Source organism: Azospirillum thiophilum (assembly GCF_001305595.1).
GTDB lineage: Bacteria > Pseudomonadota > Alphaproteobacteria > Azospirillales > Azospirillaceae > Azospirillum > Azospirillum thiophilum.
In genome coordinates this window covers 151134-172415 of sequence record NZ_CP012406.1, presented here as the reverse complement: position 1 = coordinate 172415, position 21282 = coordinate 151134, and the positions used below count along the sequence as shown (strand labels likewise).

The window sequence follows — 21282 nt, the reverse complement described above, 5'->3', positions numbered from 1 at the left end:
CCCGTCACTGGCCGCGGCTATGGTCACCGCGACGAAGAAGGCGGGTACCGATGTCCGGCCAAGGCCGGGCTTTCCTCGATCCCAACGACACCGTCCAAACCTATCGGGAGTTTAGCCGTGAAAACCATGACCTCGGCGTTCGTTCGCTGCGCCGCCTTCGGTGCCCTGGCCGTCCTGTCCGTGTCGGCCGCCCCGCTGTCGGTCGCCTCGGCCGCCGACATCTCCGGCGCCGGCGCCACCTTCCCCTATCCGATCTATGCCAAGTGGGCCGACGCCTACAAGAAGGAGACGGGCACCGGCCTGAACTACCAGTCGATCGGTTCGGGCGGCGGCATCAAGCAGATCAAGGCCAAGACGGTCACCTTCGGCGCTTCGGACATGCCGCTGAAGCCGGAAGAGCTGGAGCAGGCCGGTCTGATCCAGTTCCCTATGATCATGGGCGGCGTCGTTCCGGTGGTGAACCTGAAGGGCGTCAAGGGCGGCGAGATCAAGCTGTCGGGCACGGTGCTCGCCAACATCTACATGGGCGAAGTGACCAAGTGGAACGACGCCCAGATCAAGGCGCTGAACCCGAACGTCAACCTCCCGAACACCGCCATCGCTCCGATCTACCGCTCGGACGGGTCGGGCACCAACTTCCTGTTCACCGACTACCTGTCGAAGACCAGCCCGAAGTTCAAGACCCAGATCGGCGCCAACACCTCGGTCCAGTGGCCGGCCGGCATCGGCGCCAAGGGCAATGAGGGCGTGGCCAACATGGTCAAGCAGACGGACGGCTCGGTCGGCTACGTCGAATACGCCTACGCCAAGCAGAACAACATCACCCACCTCGGCCTGCAGAACAAGGACGGCAAGATCGTCGAGCCGAAGATCGAAGCCTTCCAGGCCGCCGCGGCGAACGCCGACTGGGCCAACGCCAAGGGCTACTACGTCCTGCTGACCGACGAGCCGGGTGCCGAGAGCTGGCCGATCACCGGCGCCAGCTTCATCCTGATGTACAAGAACCCGCAGGATCCGGCCATCTCGGCCGAAGCCCTGAAGTTCTTCGATTGGGCCTACAAGAGCGGGGCCAAGATGGCCACCGACCTCGATTACGTCCCGATGCCGGCGTCGGTGATCGAGATGGTCGAGAAGACCTGGTCGCAGAGCATCCAGGTCGAAGGCAAGCCGATCTGGACCGCTTCGGCCAAGTAAGCCGGCCACCCCACCCCGGACGCGCCGGTGCACAGCCGGCGCATCCGGTGGTCTGATCCGCCGGCGGGAACGGAATTCGCCGTTCCCGCCGCACGTCTCACGGAGCGGCCATGACCGAGATCGCGCTAGCCTTGACCGACGAACACGCCTCCACCACACGACGGGCCCGCCGCCAGCGCCTGCAGGACGCGGCCTTCCGCAACGCCACGCTATTTTTCGCCCTGGTCGTCCTGCTGATCCTCGGTGGCGTCACGGTATCGCTGATCGACGGCGCGCTGCCCGCGCTGCGCGTCTTCGGTTTCGGTTTCGCGACCAACGAGGTCTGGAACCCGGTGACCGAAGAATTCGGCGCGCTCGCCCCGATCTACGGCACGCTGATGACCTCCATCATCGCGATGGCCGTCGGCATTCCGGTCAGCTTCGGCATCGCGCTGTTCATCACCGAGATGTGCCCGGCCTGGCTGAAGCGCCCGCTCGGCGTCGCCATCGAGCTGCTCGCCGGCATTCCCAGCATCATCTACGGCATCTGGGGCCTGTTCGTCTTCGCCCCCTTCATGCAGTCGACGATCCAGCCCTTCCTGATCGCCACGGTGGGCCAGGTGCCCGGCATCGGCAACCTGTTCACGGGCCCGCCCTATGGCATCGGCATCCTGACCGCCGGGCTGATCCTGGGCATCATGGTGCTGCCCTTCATCACCTCCATCACCCGCGACGTCTTCGAGACGGTGCCGCCGATGGTGCGCGAATCGGCCTATGGGCTGGGCGCGACCACCTGGGAGGTGGTGTGGAACGTGGTGCTGCCCTACACCCGCACCGGCGTCATGGGCGGCGTCATGCTGGGGCTGGGCCGCGCACTGGGCGAGACGATGGCGGTGACCTTCGTCATCGGCAACGCGCACCGCATCAGCTCCTCGATCATGGCGCCGGGCACGACGATCTCGGCCTCCATCGCCAACGAATTCACCGAGGCGGTCGGCGACGTCTATACCGCGTCGCTGGTGGCGCTGGGCCTGATCCTGTTCCTGATCACCTTCGCCGTGCTGTCGATCGCCAAGCTGATGCTGCTGCGCCTGCAGCGCAAGGCCGGAGTCTGAGGCCCATGAGCATGTCCAATTCCGCGACAATGGCCGCCCCCGTCGGTGGGCTGTATCACCGACGCCGCATCGTCAACAAGGTGGCCCTCTCCCTGGCGCTCGGGGCCGCCGGCTTCGGCCTGTTCTGGCTGGTCGCCATCCTGTGGACGCTGCTCTTCAACGGGCTGTCGGCCATCAACCTCAGCCTGTTCACCGAGAACACGCCGCCGCCGGGCGGCGAGGGCGGTCTGCTGAACGCCATCTTCGGCAGCATCGTCATGACCACGGTCGCCACATTGGTCGGCACGCCGATCGGCATCATGGCCGGCACCTACCTCGCCGAGTTCGGCCGCGGCAGCAAGCTGGCCGAGGTGGTACGCTTCATCAACGACGTTCTGCTGAGCGCGCCGTCGATCATGGTCGGACTGTTCGTGTACGAGGTGATGGTCATCCGCATGGGCCATTTCTCGGCCTGGGCGGGCGCCATGGCGCTGGCGGTCATCGTCATCCCGGTCGTGGTCCGCACGACCGAGGACATGCTGAAGCTGGTGCCCAACAGCCTGCGCGAAGCGGCAGCCGCGCTCGGCGCGCCGCAATGGAAGATGATCACCATGGTCGCCTACCGCGCGGCCCGCAACGGCATGATCACCGGCGTCCTGCTCGCCATCGCCCGCATCAGCGGCGAGACCGCGCCCCTGCTGTTCACCGCGCTGAACAACCAGTTCTGGAGCGCGGACATGAATGCGCCGATGGCCAACCTGCCGGTGGTCATCTTCCAATACGCGATGTCGCCCTATGAGGATTGGCGCCAGCTTGCCTGGGGCGGCGCGCTGCTGATCACGGTCGCCATCCTGCTCCTCAACATCGGCGCCCGGCTGCTGGCCGGTCTCGGCACGACGAGAAAGTAACCATGACGATGACCCACATGGACGCCAACAGCCCCGCCCACGGCAGCCACAGGATGCCCCCCGGCATGGTCGCCGGAGCCGGTGCCGAACGCCCGATCGCCGGAGCCGGCCTGCCCGAGAAGTTCACCGTCCGCAACCTGGACTTCTTCTACGACGGCTACCGCGCGCTGAAGGACATCACGCTGCCGCTTTACGACCGTCAGGTCACCGCCTTCATCGGCCCGTCGGGCTGCGGCAAGTCGACCCTGCTGCGCATCCTGAACCGGATGTACGACCTCTATCCCAAGCAGGTCGCGACCGGCGAGGTTCTGCTCGACGGCGTCAACATCCTGTCGCCCAAGCAGGACCTGAACCTGCTGCGCGCCCGCGTCGGCATGGTGTTCCAGAAGCCGACTCCCTTCCCGATGTCGATCTACGACAACATCGCCTTCGGCGTGAAGCTGTACGAGAAGCTGTCCCGCGCCGACATGGACGAGCGGGTGGAATTCTCGCTGCGCCGCGCCGCGCTGTGGGACGAGGTGAAGGACAAGCTGCGCCAGAACGGAATGAGCCTGTCCGGCGGCCAGCAGCAGCGCCTGTGCATCGCCCGCGCCATCGCGGTCAAGCCGTCGGTCCTGCTGCTGGACGAGCCGACCTCGGCGCTCGACCCGATCTCCACCGCCAAGTGCGAGGAGCTGGTGGACGAGCTGCGCTCCGACTACTGCATCGCCATCGTCACCCACAACATGCAGCAGGCGGCCCGCATCTCCAACTTCACCGCCTTCATGTATCTGGGCGAGCTGATCGAGTTCGGGAACACGGAAGAGATCTTCACCAACCCGACCAAGGAAAAGACCTCCGAATACATCACTGGCCGGTTCGGCTGAGGGTTCGGGCGGGCCGTCAGGCCGGAGGAGGGGTCGCCACGGGATTGGCGGCCCCTTTGTCGTTGCAGGCCCGCCCCGTCGAGGCGTGGTCCCGTCAGTCTTGAATAATCCGGCCTGCCGCCGCTGCAGTCATGTCCGGGAGTCGGTCCCACGATGATGGCTTGCCGACGACCTTCGGTTGGAGCCGGGAACGTCCGCGCTTGATTTTGGGGGCCGGGACTGGGACGTTCATTGCCGTCACTCGGGAGCCGGCCGGCAGGAACGAGGTGATGTTTCCTTGTTAAACCGGGGCATTCTTCCGCCGAAAGACGCCCTGATCCGTCAGGTCATTCAATTTCCATAACAGAGCTTATGTGTTTTTTCGTGTGTAGGCGCAAAGTTAGAATGTCAGTCTGTGGCAAACTAGAAATGTCAGTTCCCAGTCGGATGTCAAACGCCTGGGAGGCTGTCGATGGGCTGGGTTTCGATGAGCGAGCGGGAGCTTCAGCGCGTTGAGGTTTTGGGCGAGATCGTGAACGGTCAGCGCAGCGTCGCCTCGGCGTCCTCGTGTCTTGGCTTGAGCGAACGGCAGGTTTGGCGGCTGCTGGCCCGGTACAAATCGGGCGGCGGCGGTGCGCTTGCTCATCGGGGCCGCGGGCGTCCCTCGAACCGCCGCTTGGACAGCGAACTCCGCGAACGGGCGTTGGAGCTTGTCCGCACCCATTACCGGGATTTCGGTCCGACCTTGGCGGCGGAGATGCTGGCGGATCGGCACGGGCTGACGGTGTCGCGCGAGACGCTGCGGCAATGGATGGCGGAGACTGGTCTGTGGCTGTCGCGCCGCCAGCGGCGGCAGTTCCACCCTCCCCGTCTGCGCCGGGAGCGGCTTGGCGAGTTGGTGCAGATCGACGGCAGCGAGCACCGTTGGTTCGAGGAGCGTGGCGATCCCTGCACGCTGCTGGTGTTCATCGACGATGCGACGGGGCGGCTGATGCAGTTGCGCTTTGTCGCGTCGGAGAGCGCCTTTTCCTACTTCGCGGCGCTGGAGGGCTATCTGGCGGCGCATGGCCGCCCTCTGGCCTTCTACTCGGACAAGCATTCGGTGTTCCGGGTGTCGCAGAGCGAGGCCAAGGGCGGTCAGGGCATGACGCAGTTCGGACGGGCGTTGGCGGAACTGACCATCGAGATCCTGTGCGCCAACTCCAGCCAAGCGAAGGGCCGAGTCGAGCGGGTGAACCGGACGCTGCAGGACCGGCTGGTGAAGGAGTTGAGGTTGGCCGGCATCACCGGCATCGAAGCGGGCAACGCTTTTCTGCCGGGTTTCATCGAGCGCTTCAACGCCCGTTTTGCCGTTCCCCCTGCCCGGCCGGACGATGGGCACCGGCCGCTGACGGTAACGCCGGATCGCTTGCGCGAGATCCTGTGCTGGCGTGAGCAGCGCCATGTCGGGCAGCAACTGACGCTGTCGTACGAACGCAAGCGGATCATGCTGGATGTGACGGACCTGACCGAGGGGTTGGTCGGCCAGTATGTCGACACCTATGCCTTTGCCGATGGCCGCCTTGAACTGCGGTGGAAGGGAGCGGCGCTGTCCTACCAGGCGTTCGACAAGGACCAGCGGGTCCTGCATGCCGACATCGTGGAGAACAAGCGGCTGAGCGCGGTATTGGCCCAGGTCAAGGAGATCCAGGACAGTCAGTCGCCGCCTCGGGTGAAGAGCAACAGTGAGAAGCTCGGCTATCGCAAGACCGGCGCGGGAAAGCGGGGGCGCAAAAGCTTCGTGGACAAACATATCGAGGCGAAAGCCGTCGAATAGTGCTGGGTGTGGCCCGGGCCGCTCCGCCTCCGGCTCCGCGGCCCGGGCCACACCCAGCACTGACAGTCCTACTTTGCGCCGAACACTGACAGTTCAATTCGGTTGCAACATTCGTGTATGTGCAGGTTCGGCGACATGTGCAGAATTTGCCAAGCCCGTCGTGAAGCGACAAGACCGCAGCCACGGCGAGGGCCGATAGTGCCGTCCGACCCGAGGCAAGCAGTGGGAAACGACAGCCATGTCCGCACCGGCCGTATCCGGCAACTCGCCCCTGCCTTCGCCGCTGCCTTCGCCCCTGCCCTGGCTCCTGTTGCTGCTGTCGGTCACGACCGGACTGGTCGACGCCATCAGCGTCCTCGGGCTGGGCAAGGTCTTCACCGCCAACATGACCGGCAACGTCGTCTTCCTCGGCTTCGCCGCCGCCGGCACGCCCGGCTTCCGGGTCTTGCCGGCGGTGGCCGCGCTGCTGTCCTTCCTGGGCGGAGCCCTGGTCGCCGGCCGGATCGGCAGGAGATTCGCCGGCCGGCCGATGCGGCATTGGCTGCTCGCCGCGGCCCTGTTCGAGACGTCGCTGTTCTGGATCGCCGCCGTCGTCGCCACCGGCTTCGACATCGACGCGCAGGCGCCCGCTTCCGGCCTCTATGCGATCATCGCCCTGACCGGCTTCGCCATGGGCTTTCGCAACGCCACGGTCCGGCAATTGAAGGTTCCCGACCTGACCACGACGGTGCTGACCCTGACCCTGACCGGGCTGGCTGCCGATTCCAGCTTCGCCGGCGGTGGAAACACCAATGCGCGGCGCCGGATGGCGAGCGTGGCGGCGATCTTCCTCGGGGCAGCCGTCGGTGCCGTCATGGTGATGCAGAGCGGGCTGGCCCTGCCCCTGGCCGTCGTCGGTGCGCTGGTTCTGGCCGGCACCGCGCTCTGCGCGCTGCATCCGGTGTCGGCCGAGCCGGCAGCGGCCGGCTGAGGTTGGCAGGAAGGCCCCGCGACGACCGGTGAAGCCGTCCCCCGCCCTGCGACTGGAGATCGGACAATGAAGGCTGGCCGGCTCGAAGCCTTCACCGACGGGGTGGTGGCGATCGTCATCACCATCATGGTGCTTGAGTTGAAGGTGCCGGAGGGCGGCAGCCTCGCCGCCCTGGCGGAGCGCGTGCCGATCCTGCTGGCCTATGTGCTGTCCTTCGTCAATGTCGGGCTCTACTGGAACAACCATCACCATCTGTTGCAGGCAACCACCCGCATCGACGGGCGGGTGCTGTGGGCCAACCTGTTCCTGCTGTTCTGGTTGTCGCTGGTTCCCTTCGTCATCCGCTGGCTCGATGCGAGCGCCTTCTCGCCGGTGGCGACGGCGGCCTATGGCGTCGTCCTCGGCATGGCGGCCATCGGGTACAACCTGACCGAACGCGCGATCATCGCCTGCGGCGGCCATGAATCCACCGTCGCGCGGGCGGTCGGAACCGACCTGAAGGGCAAGATCAGCCTGGCGCTCTATGCCTTGGCCATCCCGCTGGCCTTCGTGGTCCAATGGCTGGCGATCCTGCTCTACATGCTGGTGATCCTGCTGTGGCTGGTGCCGGACCGCCGGATCGAGCGCGCCCTGGAGGAGTGACGGGCGAAAGGCCCGAAAGCATCCGATATCGGAAATTTTCCAATTGGAATTTCCGGCGCGTTCGCCTATGGTGCATGCACTTCCGGTGCCGGCCCGCCTTTCTTGCGGCGGCGCCCTTCCCTTCCTTTTCCGGTTTTCCCCAAGGCTCTTCGATGTCTCCCGTCCTTCGGCCGCGCAAGGCCGCCATGGCCTTCATCCTCGTCACCGCCGCGCTCGACGTCGTGGCGATGGGCATCGTCATTCCGGTGCTGCCGGCGCTGATCGAGGAATTCTCCGGCTCCGACGCACGGGCGGGCACCATCAACGGCGCGCTGATCGCGCTGTGGGCGCTGATGCAGTTCTTCTCGTCGCCGGTGATCGGGTCGCTGTCGGACCGGTTCGGGCGGCGGCCGGTCATCCTGCTGTCGGCCCTGGGGCTGGCGGCGGACTACGTGCTGATGGCCCTTGCGCCCGGCCTGTGGTGGCTGGTGGTCGGCCGGGCGGTCGCCGGCATCACCTCCTCCAGTTTCACCACCGTCTTCGCCTATATGGCCGACGTGACTCCGCCGGAACGGCGGGCGCAGGCCTACGGCATGGTCGGGGCGGCCTTCAGCGCCGGTTTCATCGCCGGCCCGCTGCTGGGCGGCCTGCTGGGCGAGCTGTCGCCGCGGGCCCCCTTCTGGGCCGCGGGAGCGCTGAGCGGCCTGACCTTCCTCTACGGCGTCGTCGTCCTGCCGGAATCGCTGGCGCCGGTGAACCGCATGGCCTTCTCCTGGCGGCGGGCCAATCCGTTCGGTGCGCTGCGGTTGCTGCGCTCGCATCCCGAGCTGTCGGGGCTGGCGCTGGTCAATTTCCTGCTGCACTTCTCCCACCACGTCTTTTCCGCCGTCTTCGTCCTCTACGCCGCGCATCGCTTCGGCTGGAGCGCCTGGGACGTCGGACTGCTGCTGGCGATGGTCGGTGCGCTCGACATGGCGGTGCAGGGGCTGCTGGTGCCGCACGTCGTGAAGAGGCTGGGCGACCGGGCCACGCTGGTCCTCGGCCTGTTCGCCGGCGCCGTCGGGCTGGGCTGCATGGGGCTGGCGCCGGACGGGCACTGGTTCGCGCTCGCCATCCTGCCGAATGCGCTGTGGGGGCTGGCGATGCCGACCATCCAGTCGCTGATGACGCAGCGGGTCTCGCCGTCCGAACAGGGCCAGTTGCAGGGCGCCAGCATGAGCGTGGCGAGCGTCGCCGGCATTCTGTCGCCGGTCTTCTTCGGGTCGGTCTATTCCGCGTCGGTCGGGACGGATCCGCTGTTTCCGCATCCGGGAACACCCTTCGTGATCGCGGCGCTGGTGCTGCTGGCCGGGGCGCTGATCGGCTGGGCGGTGGCGCGGCGCAACGGCCGGGCGGAAAGCGTCGCGGCCTGAGGTCTGCCTGACCCTGCCCTTGCGTCCGCGCGGGGGCGTCCCACATTGCTGCGTCACGCCCCCGCGCAATGTCCCATTGCTCCGCTGCGTTATCAGCGGTGGGAATTTGCCGGCCGACGCGCTAAGAGTGTCGGCTTGTCCACCCGCACCGATTCAAGAGCCCCGGAGAACGCGATGCTCGCGGCCCCCAACCTGTTCGCCCACCGCCCCGACCGGAGCGTGCGCCCGAAGGCGGCGCCCTTCCTGCCGATGTCGCGCGCGGAGATGGACCGGCTGGGCTGGGACCAGTGCGACGTCATCATCGTCACCGGCGACGCCTATGTCGACCATCCCAGCTTCGGCATGGCGATCATCGGCCGCCTGCTGGAATCGCAGGGGCTGAAGGTCGGCATCATCGCCCAGCCGGACTGGAGCAGCGCCGAGCCGTTCAAGGTGCTGGGCAAGCCGCGGCTGTTCTGGGGCGTGACCGGCGGCAACATGGATTCGATGGTCAACCACTACACGGCCGACCGCCGCCTGCGCCACAACGACAGCTACACGCCGAACGACGAGGGCGGCAAGCGGCCGGACCGCGCCGTCATCGTCTATTCCCAGCGCTGCCGCGAGGCGTACAAGGATGTTCCCATCCTGCTGGGCGGCATCGAGGCGAGCCTGCGCCGCATCGCCCAGTATGACCATTGGAGCGAGAAGATCCGCCGCTCGGTCCTGGCCGACGCCAAGGCCGACCTGCTGGTCTACGGCAATGCCGAGCGCGCCATCATCGAGATCGCCCAGCGCGCGCTGAAGGGGGAATCGCCCAGGGCGATGACCGACATCCGCGGCACCGCCATCATGCGTTCCAGCCTGCCGGAGGGTTGGACGGTGGTCGACAGCAGCTCGATCGACGACCCGTCGGTGACGGTGTCGCCGCGGGCCGCCGGGGCCGACCGCATGGTGGTGCGGTTGCCGAGCTATGAGCAGGTGACGGCCGACAAGGTGCTCTACGCCCATGCCAGCCGCGTCCTGCACCAGGAGAGCAACCCCGGCAACGCCCGCGCGCTGGTCCAGCGCCACGGCGACCGCGACGTCTGGCTGAACCCGCCGCCGATCCCGCTGGAAACCAACGAGATGGACGGCGTCTACGACCTGTCCTACGCCCGTGCGCCCCACCCGTCCTATGGCGACGCGCGCATCCCGGCGTGGGAGATGATCCGCTTTTCCGTCAACATCATGCGCGGCTGCTTCGGCGGCTGTTCCTTCTGCTCGATCACCGAGCATGAGGGCCGCATCATCCAGAGCCGGTCGGAAGGCTCCATCCTGCGCGAGATCGAGCTTATCCGCGATAAGACCAAGGGCTTCACCGGCGTCATCTCCGACATGGGCGGGCCGACCGCCAACATGTACCGGCTCGCCTGCAAGGACAAGGAGACGGAAGCGGTCTGCCGCCGGCCGTCCTGCGTCTTCCCCGACATCTGCAAGAACCTGGACACCGACCATTCCTCGCTGGTCCAGCTCTACCGCAAGGCCCGCGCGGTGCCGGGGGTGAAGAAGATCCACATCGCGTCCGGCCTGCGCTACGACCTCGCCGTCCGCAACCCGGAATATGTCAAGGAGCTGGTGACCCACCATGTCGGCGGCTACCTGAAGATCGCGCCCGAGCACACCGAGCCGGGACCGCTGGCCAAGATGATGAAGCCCGGCATGGGCGCCTACGACGACTTCAAGCGGATGTTCGACAAGGCGGCGAAGGAGGCCGGGAAGAAGCTCTACCTGATCCCCTACTTCATCGCCGCCCATCCCGGCACCACAGACGAGGACATGATGAACCTCGCCCTGTGGCTGAAGCGGAACGGCTTCAAGGCCGATCAGGTGCAGACCTTCCTGCCCTCGCCGATGTCGCTTGCGACCGCCATGTACCACAGCGAGCGCAATCCCCTGCGTCCGGTCCGCCGCGTCGGGTCGGAGACCGTGTCCTCGGCCAAGGGGCTGAAGCAGCGCCGCCTGCACAAGGCCTTCCTGCGCTACCACGATCCGGAGAACTGGCCGATCCTGCGCGAGGCGCTGAAACGGCTGGGCCGTGAAGACCTGATCGGGCCGGGCGAGGAACAGCTGATCCCGGCCTGGCAGCCGGTGGGGGCGACGGCCAAGCCGCGCGAACAGGCGGCGAAGGGCAAGAGCTTCCTGACCCAGCAGGCCGGCCAGGGGCGGCGGATGGTGCCGCCGGTCGGGCAGAGGCCGCGCCAGACCTCATCCAAGGTTGCGCCGTCCAAGGGTACTCCGTCCAAGGGGCGCTGACCGGCGCCACCCCGTCATCTTCCATGATGTGCTTGCGGCAGATCCGTCGAGACCTGACCGTCTTGACCGGAGCCGCATGCCCGTTTCCTTGGCTGCCGGCCGTCAAGTGGAAAATGAATTGAGGGGGAAAAAGATGGTCTTTCCACAACTGGAATGCCTCTGTACCACCTTCGAGGAGAAGGCTCCGCGTTCCACACGCGGGTTCGCGATTCCAGTCCTGCCAAGGTCAGCACGAGGACACCATGCCGGTTGTTCAAGCCAACGTGATTGCGCAGCCCCTCGGCAATGATCCGGGGGCATTCCTGAGGCAAAATGTCGTCACGTTCTTCATGCCGGACGGCATGAGCGTCGGTGACTGGAATCAACGCTATGGCGGGGCGACAGTCGGTGTCGGCGCCCACCGGCCCCATCATTTCCGGGTCGAGCATGTCGATGCCGTGAACGTCCGGTATCGCGGATACCTCTATGGCTGGCATACCAATGGCAGCATGTATCAGGTCAGGCCGCACAACAATGGCGACGGGACGGCCTATTTCCTGCCGTGGAACGTCGACAGCGGCTATTCGCTGTCCATCGGGGCCAATGCCACCCTGTTCTTCAATGCCATGATGAATGGCTGCTCCTTCGGCTGGAGCGCCGGAAACGGCATCGTCCGGGTTGCCCACCACAACATTCAGGACGCGAACGGCGGCACCGATAACGGGGCGATGTTGCAGTCGCTGGCCGGCTATGCCGGACGCTACATGCGCAATGACTACCGCCTGACGCAAGGCGGCACAGGACAGTCGACCGTCGTCGGCGCGCGTGTCAACGGCCAGTGGCAGATCTGGGCGCAGATCATCACGACTGATGGCGGTGGGACCTTCGACATCCAATCCGTGCGCCGTCTCCTGTAGGATTCCGCATCGGCTCACGCCTTCCGGACGATCAGGCCGTCACACGAACAACTCCATCGTCTGCGGCACGTTGCGTGGCGTCTCGCCGGCCAGGATGGCGCGGGCGGCGTCGACGGCGGCGAGCAGGCCGCTCTGGGTGAAGGGCTTGGGCAGGCAGCCGATACCGGTGAGCGGCCCCCCCTTCTTCAACTCGTCGCGGAAGGAGGTGATGAACAGGCAGGGCACGCCCATCGCCGTCAACTGCCGGGCGGCGTCGATGCCGTTCGACCCCATGCCGAGATGAACGTCGACCAGCGCCAGATCGGGCTTGCCGTCGGCAGCGAACGCCACGGCCTCCGCCGCGGTCACCGCCGGGCCGACCACGTCATGGCCGACGGTCTCCAGGTAGAGCTGCTGTTCCAGCGCGATCAGCACCTCGTCCTCCACCAGCAGGATCCTCATCCGCCGAACTCCTCGGCTGCTGAGGATTCCAGCAGCGGCACCGCGTCGGGCACCGGCAGCTCGATCCGGAAAACGGTTCCCTTCGGAGTGGTGTCGATGTCCACGCTGGCCCGGATCTGTCCGGCCAGGCTGGAGATCAGCCGCATCCCCAGGCTGCGGCTCTTGCGGATGTCGAAGTTGGACGGCAGGCCGGGGCCGCGGTCGGCGACGGTCAGGGCCAGCCGGTCCCTCTCGCGCCGGAAGGTCACCGTCACCTTGGCCGGCGCGTCGCCGCGGTGCTTCACCGCGTTGGTGATCAGCTCGTTGGCGATCAGGCCCAGCGGGGCGGCATGGTCGATCGGCAGGTCGACCACCTCGGACCGCACGGCGATGTCGCACATGTCGCCGCCGCCCGACGCGCGGGCAAGATCCTCGCACAGCTCGTTCAGGTAGGTGCCGAACTCGATGGTCTGGAACTGGTCGGCCTGGTAGAGCCGGTTGTGGACGCGGGCGATCGCCTCGATCCGGCTGCGGGCGTCCTGGAAATGCACCCGCACCCGCTCGTCCGGCAGGCTGAGGGTCTGCAGCGTCAGCAGGCTGGACACCAGTTGCAGGCTGTTCTTGACGCGATGGTTGACCTCGCGCAGCAGGGTCGATTTCTGGCCGACCAGCTTGCGCAGCGCCGCCTCCATCGACTTGATCTCGGTCACGTCGATGTGCATCAGCACCGTGCCGCCGAAGGGGCCCGCCGGCATCGGGGCGGCGAGGCAGCGGAACCAGCGCTGGCTGTTGGTGACATACTCCGCCGACACCGGCGGGCCGCCATCCCTCAGCAATGTGCGCAGGCCGTCCATCACGGTGTCGGCGCGCGGATCGACGGTCTCGCCCCGTCCGCAATGCCGGAGATAGTCGTCGCCGACGATGCAGCCCTGGCCGAGGAAGCTGGGTTCCGGCCCGGCTTCCGCCCAGGCGCGGTTGACCGAGACGATGTGGCCGGAGCGGTCGAGCACGGCGATGAAGGCCGGCAGCGCGTCGAGCGTCGCCTTGGTCTGTTCGGCCAGCTGCCGCATGGCGAGCGCGCTGGCCCGCAGTTCCTCGCGGGCGCGGCGGCGCTCGGTGATGTCGCGCAGGATGCCGGTGATGAAGCTGCGCCCTTCCGATTCCCAGCGCGCCATCGACAATTCCAGGTCGATGGCGCTGCCGTCGCGCCGCCGTCCGGACAGCTCCACCGGACGGGCGGCGATATCCAGGCCGCAGGGGCTGCCCGGGCCGCTGCCTTCGGCCATGGCGATCCAGTCCGGCGCATCGTCGCCCAGCAGGACGCGCACGCTGTGGCCGATCAGCTCGTCGGGCCGGTAGTCGAACTGGCGGGTGGCGGTGCCGTTCATCCACTGCACCATGCCGCGGGTGTCGGTGGTGACGATGGCGTCGGGAGCGGTGTCGACGATGGCACGGTAGCGTGCGTCGCGCTGTTCGCGCAGAACGCGCTCGCGGTTCACCGACGCGGTGACGTCGGTCACCTGGATCAGGCAGCGTGCGTCGCCGCCATGGGAGTGCGGCTGCGACGGCAGCGGGCGGATCAGCACATTGTGGACCATCCGCCGGCCGTCGGGCAGGCGCAGCGGGAACAGCATCGGGTTCAGCGTATGCGACAGGACGCCGGGCGCCCCGGTGGCCAGCGTGTCGCGCACCGCGCTGTGCAGCCGCGATTCGCGCAGGTTCGGCAGCGCGTCGAACAGATCGTGCCCCAGCAGCTCGCGGGCCGGCAGTGTGGAGGCCTGCTCCATCCAGCCGTTCCAGTAGAGCACCCGGCAATGGCGGTCCAGCAGCAGGATGCCGGCATCCAGCGCCCCCAGGACATCCAGGGCCCACGTGGGTTGATCAGGCAATGTGGGAGCCATTGGGCATTCCGGCGGATGTGGGGTCTTCGGATGCGATGCCCTCGATGAAGGCATGGATCAGCTGTTTCAGCGCTTCCAGCGACGACACCCCCATCAGCAAGGCGATGTAACCGCGGATGCTGCGGCTGCGGATCGTGAAGTCTATATAAAGGAATAGCACCAGTTCGTCGCTGTTCCCGGTCTTGTCCTTCAGGATATTGGCGCCGTCGCCGCGCAGCACCGCCGGCAGCGAGATCGTCAGCCGGTCCCGCAGTGCGTTGGCGACGATGACGAGGCAGCCGTTCAGGATGATGTTGCCGATCTCCGCCAGGGCGTCCTGTTCCAGGTCGACGATCTCCGCCAGCGTCAGGTCGCCGCCCAGGACCGCGCGGGCCAGTTCCAAGCTGTTGGCTTCCGGAAAGATCAGCATGGCGCGCCCGTCGAAGGAACCGCGGAACTGCTGTTCCACCGCGACCAGGCCGCTGCGCTCGCGTGCGCTCAGAAAGGCCGACGCCTCCTGCCGGCTGACGATGTCGACGGTCGGGACGGACAGCAGGACCTGATCGCTGACCATGCGGCTGAGATGGGTTGCGGCGCGGCCGACCCCCATGTTCACCAACTCGGTCAGCGCGTCGCGCTCCAGGTCGGTCAGTTCCACCATGTCTCGGCGCCCGTTCATTCCTGGTCTCGGTTTCCCAACCGGCGCCGCCCGGCGGTCGCACTCCGAATGTGGCCCATCGACGGCCAAAAGGGCACCCCCGTCAATGTCATATGTTAAGGTCGCCACGCCATAGCCGATATAGCCGTTCTCTTCCCACAATGGTCAGCCCAACCATCCGCCGGTTCATGCATCCTGCCTGAAAACGCGCCCAAGCCCTTGGTCCGTTTGCGCAAAATTGCCATGGGCGCGCAATTTTGCGTCCATGGTGCGGCGCCATGGCAATGGGGCCCTTGCCGGACACTTGTCCGGGGGGGTATGGCGTCTCCACATCAAGGATTGTGCCCCATTGCGATCGGGCGCTCTGCCAGGAGACGTCGATGACCCCCGAGGAACGCACGCTGCTGTCCGACCTGTTCCGCCGCCTGCGCGAGGCGGAAGCCCAGCCCCGCGACGCCGAGGCGGAGGATTTCATCCGCCGGTCGGTCCAGGACCAGCCGCTGTCCGCCTATTACATGGCGCAAACCGTCCTGGTCCAGCAGCAGGCCCTGACCGCCGCCCAGACCCGGATCGAGGAGTTGGAGCGTCAGGCGCGCGACCGCGCCGACCGGCCGGCGTCGACGGGCGGCAGCTTCCTGTCGAACGCGCTGGGCATCGGCCGCAGCCCGTGGAGCCGCGGCGGCGAGCAGCCTGCCGCCCCGCCGCCGGCCGGCCGCAGCCCATGGTCCGCTCCGCCCAATGCCCCGACCGGCATCGCGGCGCCCGGCTATGGACAGCCCGGCGCGGCCTATCCCCAGCAACCCTACCCGCAACAGCCCTTCCCCCAGGCCGGCATGGCCCCGCGCGGCGGCGGGTTCTTCGCCGGAGCGGCGCAGACGGCGGCCGGCGTCGCCGGCGGCATGCTGGCGGCGAGCGCGATCTCCTCGCTGCTGCATCATTCCCCCGGTCCCTTCGGCGAGGCGGTGGCCCAGACGCCAACCGGGGAAACGACGGTCAACGAAACGGTGGTCAACAATTATTACGGCGACGACCGGGGCGCCCCCCCAGAGGATGCGGCCCGGGACGTTTCCTATGACCAGGACCAGCCGGCGCCGGACGATGCGCCCTTCGACGATGGCGGCGGCAGCGGCGGGGACGATTCGTGGATCTGACCGGATTTACCGAGTTGAGCGGCCTGCCGCTCACGCCTCGTCGCGATAGCGCCCGGCGATGTCCTTGAACTCGTCCTCCAGGGCGACGAAGGCGTCGACGACCGCCGGATCGAAATGGCTGCCGCTGCCCTCGCGGATGATTGCGGCCGCCGTCTCGTGCGGGAAGGCCGGCTTGTAGCAGCGGCGGCTGATCAGCGCGTCATAGACGTCGGCCACCGCCATCAGCCTGGCCGACAGCGGGATCGCCTCCCCGGCCAGGCCCTGGGGATAGCCGGTGCCGTCCCAGCGTTCATGATGGCCGTGCGCGATCTCGCGGGCGATGCGCAGGAACGAGCTTTCTCCGACCGCCGCCATCTCCGCCTGCCCTTCGGCGGCGAAGATGGCGTCGTGGCCCAGAGCGGCATGGGTCTTCATGACGTGGAATTCGTCGTCGCTGAGCTTCCCCGGCTTCAGCAGGATCGAATCGGGGATGCCGACCTTGCCAACATCGTGCAGCGGCGCCGACTTGTAGAGCAGCTCGATGGTTCCCTCGTCGAGCCGGTCGGCATAGCGCGGGTCGTGGCGGAGGTGCAGGGCGAGCGCCAGCACATAGTTCTGGGTGCGGCGGATGTGGTTGCCGGTCTCGTTGTCGCGGGTTTCCGCCAGCGAGGCCATGGCGCGGATGGTGGCGTCCTGGGCCCGCAGCAGGTCGCGCGTGCGCTCCGCCACACGGATTTCCAGCTGCCGGTTCTGGTCGGCGAGCGCGCGGCGCGCCTCGCGCAGGGCGATGTGGGTGCGGACCCGCGCCAGCATCACCGGCGGCGAGATCGGCTTGGTGATGTAATCGACCGCCCCCGCCTCGAACCCGCGGGTTTCGTCATGGACCTGCCCCATCGCGGTGATGAAGATCACCGGCAGCTCGGCGGTGCGGGAGTCGGCCTTCAGCCGGCGGCACACCTCCACCCCGTCCATGCCCGGCATCATCACGTCCAGCAGGATCAGGTCGGGCAGCGGATCGCCGGCCAGCCGGGCGAGCGCCTGCGGCCCGTCCTTCGCCACGGTCAGGCCGTAGCTGTCGCGCAGCAGGTCGGTCATCACCTTCAGGTTGATCGGCTCGTCGTCGACCACCAGGATGCGCGGCTTTCCTCCGGCCGGTGTTTCAGGCTGCGGCGGCATGCTCATGACGCGGTCTCTCCAAGATCCCCGGGTTGGTGGCCGAGTTGGTCGCGCAGGTCGGCCAGGGCGGCGGCGGCGTCGTCGAAGTCGAAGGCTGCGGCATGGCGGCCGACCCGTTCGGCCGCTGCCGCTGCCGGGCTTCCGGCCAGCAGGCCGACCAGCGCGTCGGCAAGATCGCCCGCCTCCGGGTCGCCGGCGGCCAGCAGTGTTCCCAGCCGGTCGGCCAAGGGCAGTGCCGCCCGCCGGAGGTCCGGCGGACAGGAGGATCCGGGCCGGCCATCGGACGCCGGGCTTGCGGAAGCGGGCCCGGATGTGTGCCCGGGCGCGAGGTTGGACGCGGGGGCGGGCGGCGCGGGCGTATCCGGCGGCACCGGCCGGCCCAGGACGCCGATGCCTTCCACCACGACGGCGAGCGCGCCGGCAAGCCGGTCCAGCAGGCCGTCCTCCAGCACAGGCGGATCGGCCATGGCACCCTGCTCCACCGCGCCGGCCAGGACCGACAGGTCCATGGCGCCGACGGTGGCGGCGGTGCCTTTCAGCGTATGGGACAGCCGCAGCACGTCCGGCCAGCGGGCTTCCCGTACCGCGGCGGCCAGACGCAACGCCTCGTCGGCATGGGTGGCGGCGAAATCGACCAGGATGCGGCGCAGCAGTGCGAGGTTGCCGTTCACGTTGCGCCGCGCCACCGCGAGGTCGAGCGCCGGCAGGCTGTCGGGCAGCGCCGGAGCGGCCGAGACGGCGGCCGCCGCCAGCGTCGGCGCGGTGCTTGCCGCTCCCCCGCCGCCAAGCCCGCGCACCGGCTTCAGCCAGCGGGCGAGCGCGGCGTAGAGCGCTTCCGGGTCGATCGGCTTGGAGACATGGTCGTTCATGCCGGCGTCCAGGCAGCGCTCGCGGTCGCCGGCCATGGCATGGGCGGTCATGGCGACGATGGGCAGGGCCGACAGTTCCAGCTCGCGCCGGACGAGCCGGGTCGTCTCATAGCCGTCCAGCCCCGGCATCTGCACGTCCATCAGCACCAGGTCGAACTTGACCTCGCGCAGGCATTGCAGGGCCTCCTCGCCGCTGGCGACCACCATCGCCTCGATGCCGACCAGCTCCAGCAGGCCGCTTGCCACCTGCTGGTTGACCGGGTTGTCCTCCACCAGCAGCACGCTGCGCCCGACCAGCGCCGACAGTTCGGTCGATTGCGCCGGATCGCGCAGACGGCGCACGGAGTCGGCGGCGGTCCGCGGCGCCGAGCCGCCGAGCGCCGTCATCACCGAATCGAACATCGCCGAAGGCGTCACCGGCTTTTCCAGGATGGCGGTGACCGGCGGCGCTCCGTTCGGCGTTCCGTCCAGAGCCATGTCCAGCGCCGCCTGGACGCCCTCGGCGCCATAGGCGGTCGTCATCACCACCGGGGACCGGACGCCGGGGAGCGCGCGCAGCCGGCGCAGCGTCTCCACCCCGTCCAGGTCCGGCATGCGCCAGTCCAGCACCACCAGCTCCACCGCCGGCTTGAGGCCGGCCTGCCCCTCCTCCAGCCGGCGCAGGGCGGACCGGCCGTCGCCGACCGATTCCACGGCCAACCCGAACCGCTCCAGCATGTCGGTCAGGATGGAGCGCACGGCGTCGCTGTCGTCGACCACCAGCACCCGGCGGTCCATCAGGTCGCCGGGCAGCCGGTCGTCCACCGTCTCCCCGGCGGCGACGCGGCTGCGGACGGAGAAGCGGAAGATGCTGCCCTCCCCCGGGCGGCTTTCCACCGACACGCCGCCGCCCATCAGCTCCACCAGCTGCCGGCAGATCGCCAGCCCCAGCCCGGTGCCGCCGAAGCGCCGGGTGGTCGAGCTGTCGGCCTGGGTGAAGGGGCGGAACAGCGCCGCCGTCTGGTCGGGCGACATGCCGATGCCGGTGTCGCAGACCTCCACCTCCAGCCGGTACTCGTCGCCGGTGCCGATATGGCCGCCGACCGAGACCACCACCTCGCCCCGTTCGGTGAACTTCACGGCGTTGGAGACGAGGTTGAGGATCACCTGTCCCAGCCGCAACGGGTCGCCGACCAGGGTGCCCGGCACGCCGGTGTCGAGATCGACGATGAGTTCCAGCCCCTTTTCCCGCAACCGCGGCTGGACGACGGTCGCCACCTCCTGCAGCACGTCGCCGATGTGGAAGGGGATCGCCTCGATCTCCAGCTTGCCGGCCTCGACCTTCGAGAAGTCCAGGATGTCGTTGATGATGCCGAGCAGGCTGCGCGACGACGCCTGGATCTTGTCCAGATAGTCGCGCTGGCGGGCCGTCAGCTCGGTCTTCATCATCAGGTGGCTCAGCCCGATCACCGCATTCATCGGCGTCCGTATCTCGTGGCTCATGTTGGCCAGGAAATCGCTTTTCTGCCGGTTGGCGCGGTCGGCCTCCTCCTTGGCGCGGGCCAGTTCGTCCTCGGTGCGCTTGCGGTCGGTGACGTCCTTGTGGATGCCGGTGATGCGGGTCGGCAGGCCGGCCGGATCGCGGTCCGTCACCTTGCCGGCCGACAGGATCCACACCCAGTCGCCCGACTTGTGACGCATGCGGAACTCGACCTCGTAGACCGGCTCCCGGCCGCCGACATGCTCCTCCAGCGCGGACAGCACGCGCTCCCGGTCGTCGGGGTGCAGCAGGTCGAGCCAGGTGGCGCCGCAGGGCGGCAACTCGCCCTGGGCATAACCGAGCATGGCCAGCCAGCGGTCGGAGAAATAGGCGTAGTCCGACACCGGATTCCAGTCCCACAGCCCGGTGTTGGAGGCGTCCAGCGCCACGATCAGCCGTTCCTCGCTCTCCTGCAGGGCGGTCAGCATGCGCCGGCGTTCGGTGATGTCGCGGAAGACGGTGACCGAGCCGACGATGCGACCGTCCTCGCGCAGCGGCACCGCGGTGATGGCGATGGGAAAGACGGTGCCGTCGCGCCGGACGAAATGGTCGTTCTCCGAGCGGTGGATCTCGCCGCGCCGGATGCTGGACAGCACCGCGCAATCCTCCTTGGCGACCGGCCGCCCCATCCCGTCCTTGTGATGGACGGCGTCGTGCAGGGTGATGTCGCGCAGATCCTCCAGCGGCCAGCCGAGCAGCCGTTCGGCTTCCGGATTGAGGAAGGTGCAGAAGCCGCTGCGGTCGAGCGAGAAGACGCCTTCGCCCATGCTGTCGGTGATGCTCTGCAGGAAGCGGCGGCTGTCCTCCAGCTCCGCCTCCATCCGCCGGCGCTGGGTGATGTCGGTGCGGATGGCGATGTACTGGTGCGGCTTTCCGCCGGTGCCCGGTTGCGGAACGATGGTCGCGGCGACCCAATACTCCTCGCCCGCCTTGGTCCGGTTGCAGATCTCGCCGTGCCAGACCTGCCCGTCCGTGATGGTGCGCCACATCTCCGCGAAGAAGCCGGCGGGATGGTGGCCGGAATTCACGATCCGGTGCGTGTTGCCCAGCAGTTCGTCCCGGGGGAAGCCGCTGATCTGGCAGAACTTGTCGTTGGCGTAGGTGATGACGCCGCGGTGATCGGTGATGCTGACGATGGCATGCTGGTCGAGGGCGAATTTCTGCCGCTCCAGCGCCCGCTGCGCCGCGGAACGCTCCGCCACCAGCGCGGCCATCAGCTGGCTCAGCCGCTCCAGGCTGTCGGTCGGGCCGGCGTCGGCGGAATCCGGCAGTTCCGGGCGTCCGTCGGCCCGCAACAGGCTGTTGGCGACGCCGCGCAGCCGGTGGATGGCATGGGCCTGGGCCGCCGCCTCGCGCCGCAGCCGCTCGTTGGCGTCGGCCAGTTCCTCCGAACTCAATTGCAGGCTGCGGGCCCGCAGGGTCAGGTCGCGGTCGGCCTGGTCGTAGCTTTGCGAGATGCGGGCGAACAGCGCCGGCAGCCCGTCCAGCACCCGCGCCGCCTCCGGCGACAGGCCGGCGCTGCCGGCGAGCGCCCGCAACTCGGCCAGCACCGGCTCCGCCGCCTCGGCGGTGGGCAGGCCCAGCACGCGCTTGAACTGGTTTTGCAGCAGGCGGTGCATGC

At 67.9% G+C, this 21282-nt stretch carries 16 protein-coding genes; 11 read left to right on the top strand and 5 right to left on the bottom strand.

The features are described from left to right. Positions 1–126: 126 nt before the first annotated feature. The 10 genes from pstS to AL072_RS29000 all read left to right on the top strand — a co-directional run bounded on the left by pstS (position 127) and on the right by AL072_RS29000 (position 12009). Complete coding sequence (gene pstS / locus AL072_RS29045) at positions 127–1194, top strand: phosphate ABC transporter substrate-binding protein PstS (protein ID WP_045584979.1); 1068 nt, start codon at positions 127–129, stop codon at positions 1192–1194. Between the two features lie 110 nt (positions 1195–1304). After that, positions 1305–2288, top strand: coding sequence for a phosphate ABC transporter permease subunit PstC (gene pstC / locus AL072_RS29040; RefSeq protein WP_045584978.1), 984 nt, complete (start codon positions 1305–1307; stop codon positions 2286–2288). A gap of 5 nt (positions 2289–2293) precedes the next feature. Next, on the top strand, positions 2294–3175 hold the full coding sequence (pstA, locus tag AL072_RS29035) for a phosphate ABC transporter permease PstA (RefSeq protein ID WP_200909982.1): 882 nt from the start codon (positions 2294–2296) through the stop codon (positions 3173–3175). Between the two features lie 2 nt (positions 3176–3177). After that, entirely contained in the window at positions 3178–4041 is an 864-nt protein-coding gene (gene pstB, locus AL072_RS29030; protein ID WP_200909981.1) for a phosphate ABC transporter ATP-binding protein PstB, read from the top strand. 451 nt (positions 4042–4492) lie between these two features. Beyond that, positions 4493–5836: an ISNCY family transposase gene (locus tag AL072_RS29025; protein ID WP_045583921.1), complete on the top strand. Its 1344-nt coding sequence runs from the start codon at positions 4493–4495 to the stop codon at positions 5834–5836. A 238-nt stretch (positions 5837–6074) separates the two neighbouring features. Beyond that, complete coding sequence (locus tag AL072_RS29020; protein ID WP_045584977.1) at positions 6075–6806, top strand: YoaK family protein; 732 nt, start codon at positions 6075–6077, stop codon at positions 6804–6806. Positions 6807–6872: 66 nt separating this feature from the next. Continuing rightward, complete coding sequence (locus AL072_RS29015; protein WP_045584976.1) at positions 6873–7448, top strand: TMEM175 family protein; 576 nt, start codon at positions 6873–6875, stop codon at positions 7446–7448. Positions 7449–7600: 152 nt separating this feature from the next. Continuing rightward, positions 7601–8839: a TCR/Tet family MFS transporter gene (locus tag AL072_RS29010; RefSeq protein WP_045584975.1), complete on the top strand. Its 1239-nt coding sequence runs from the start codon at positions 7601–7603 to the stop codon at positions 8837–8839. A 174-nt stretch (positions 8840–9013) separates the two neighbouring features. Next, the gene (locus AL072_RS29005) at positions 9014–11113 is read left to right on the top strand and encodes a YgiQ family radical SAM protein (RefSeq protein WP_045584974.1); all 2100 of its coding nucleotides are present in this window, start codon (positions 9014–9016) and stop codon (positions 11111–11113) included. A 242-nt stretch (positions 11114–11355) separates the two neighbouring features. After that, positions 11356–12009 carry a hypothetical protein gene (locus tag AL072_RS29000; protein WP_045584973.1) on the top strand — a complete coding sequence of 218 codons (654 nt, stop codon included), beginning with the start codon at positions 11356–11358 and terminating at the stop codon, positions 12007–12009. A gap of 39 nt (positions 12010–12048) precedes the next feature. Here the strand turns inward: AL072_RS29000 and AL072_RS28995 are convergent, their stop codons facing one another. Genes AL072_RS28995 through AL072_RS28985 form a run of 3 tightly spaced genes read right to left on the bottom strand, consistent with a single transcriptional unit; the run spans position 12049 to position 14988 of the window. Beyond that, a complete protein-coding gene (locus tag AL072_RS28995) occupies positions 12049–12450 on the bottom strand; it encodes a response regulator (RefSeq protein ID WP_045584972.1) in 402 nt (133 codons plus the stop codon). Beyond that, the gene (locus AL072_RS28990; RefSeq protein WP_045584971.1) at positions 12447–14330 is read right to left on the bottom strand and encodes a sensor histidine kinase; all 1884 of its coding nucleotides are present in this window, start codon (positions 14328–14330) and stop codon (positions 12447–12449) included. Before AL072_RS28990 ends, AL072_RS28995 begins: the two co-directional genes overlap by 4 nt. After that, the gene (locus AL072_RS28985; RefSeq protein WP_245637075.1) at positions 14311–14988 is read right to left on the bottom strand and encodes a chemotaxis protein CheX; all 678 of its coding nucleotides are present in this window, start codon (positions 14986–14988) and stop codon (positions 14311–14313) included. Before AL072_RS28985 ends, AL072_RS28990 begins: the two co-directional genes overlap by 20 nt. A gap of 359 nt (positions 14989–15347) precedes the next feature. Here AL072_RS28985 and AL072_RS28980 point away from each other — a divergent pair, with 359 nt between their 5' ends. Continuing rightward, entirely contained in the window at positions 15348–16118 is a 771-nt protein-coding gene (locus AL072_RS28980; RefSeq protein WP_045584969.1) for a DUF2076 domain-containing protein, read from the top strand. Positions 16119–16148: 30 nt separating this feature from the next. Here AL072_RS28980 and AL072_RS28975 read toward each other — a convergent pair whose 3' ends face one another. Beyond that, a complete protein-coding gene (locus AL072_RS28975; protein WP_045584968.1) occupies positions 16149–17279 on the bottom strand; it encodes an HD-GYP domain-containing protein in 1131 nt (376 codons plus the stop codon). Continuing rightward, on the bottom strand, positions 17276–21280 hold the full coding sequence (locus AL072_RS28970) for a PAS domain S-box protein (RefSeq protein WP_052710331.1): 4005 nt from the start codon (positions 21278–21280) through the stop codon (positions 17276–17278). The genes AL072_RS28975 and AL072_RS28970 overlap by 4 nt, the downstream gene beginning before the upstream one ends. Positions 21281–21282: the final 2 nt, after the last annotated feature.